Raw genomic sequence first — 1,338 nt, 5'->3', positions numbered from 1 at the left:
CTCGTAGACGCCGGCGGGGCAGTAGCGGCTTTCGGGGCCGGCGTACTTGCTCAGGTTCACCGAGACCGGGATCGAGTCGTTCTTCAGCGTCAGATGCGCCGGTTGGTTCTCTTCGTGGTTGGTGTTGCTGATGAACACCGAAGAGAGACGGTCGAAGCTCAGCTTGTTGTCGGGCTTCGGGTAGCTGATGGGCTGGCACTGGTCGGCCGGCTTCAGGTACTCGTGGTCGCGCTTGGTGGCGTGCAGCGTCCACGGTGGGCTTTGCACGCCCAGCTTGGGCAGCAGCCACTGCTCGATGCCCGTCATCAGCTTGCCGACCAGGTCACCCTTCTTGAACCAGAGCTTGAAGTTGCGCGTCTGCTGCAGCTCTTCGTTGAGCCAGCTCTTCTCGAAGGCCTCGGGGTAGGCGCTCAACTCGTCGGCGCTGCGGCCGGCCTTCAACGCGTCGAACAATGCATCGGCGCAGAGCATGCCGCTCTTGATCGCCGCATGGCTGCCCTTGATGCGCGCGGCGTTCAGGTAGCCAGCGTCACAGCCGACCAGCGCGCCACCGGGGAACACGGTCTTGGGCAGCGCTTGCGGCGTGCCGTTGTTGATTGCGCGGGCGCCGTAGCCGATGCGCTTGCCACCTTCGATATGGGCGCGGATCGCAGGGTGCGTCTTCCAGCGCTGCATTTCCTCGAACGGGCTCATGTACGGGTTCTGGTAGTCCAGGCCGATCACGAAGCCGAGCGTGACCTTGTTGTCTTCGAGGTGGTAGAGGAAGCCGCCGCCGAAGGTGTCGTCCACCATCGGCCAGCCGGCGGTGTGCACCACCAGGCCCGGCTTGGCCTTGTCGGCCGGCACTTCCCACAGCTCTTTCACGCCGATGGCATAACTTTGCGGGTCCTTGCCTTCGTCGAGCTTGTACTTGGCCAACAGCTGCTTGCCCAGGTGGCCGCGCGCGCCCTCGGCGAAGATCGTGTACTTGCCCAGCAGCTCCATGCCGAGCTGGAAGCCGTCGTGCGGTTGGCCGTCCTTGCCGACGCCCAGGTTGCCGGTGGCCACGCCACGCACTCGGCCTTGCTCGTCGTACAGCACTTCGGCGGCAGAGAAGCCGGGGAAGATCTCGACGCCGAGGCTTTCTGCCTGTTGCGCCATCCACTTGACGACGTTGCTCAGCGAGATGACGTAGCAGCCGTCGTTGTGCAGATTGCGCGGCACGAGGAAGTCGGGCGTGCGGTTCGAGCCGGTTTCGCTCAGGAACAGCACGTCGTCGCCGGTCACGGCCTGGTTCAGCGGGGCGCCGAGTTCCTTCCAGTTCGGGAACAGCTCGTTGATGGCTCGCGGGTCCATCWC

At 64.6% G+C, this 1,338-nt stretch carries 1 protein-coding gene; it reads right to left on the bottom strand.

Annotation, left to right across the window (positions count from 1 at the left end):
• A partial coding sequence (locus tag AC1DYI_RS35825) for an electron transfer flavoprotein-ubiquinone oxidoreductase (RefSeq protein ID WP_477208847.1) occupies positions 1 to 1,338 on the bottom strand: 1,338 nt, incomplete at both ends.

Source organism: Ideonella sp. P3_A4, from assembly GCF_056403075.1.
This window is presented reverse-complemented; position numbering and strand designations above follow the sequence as displayed.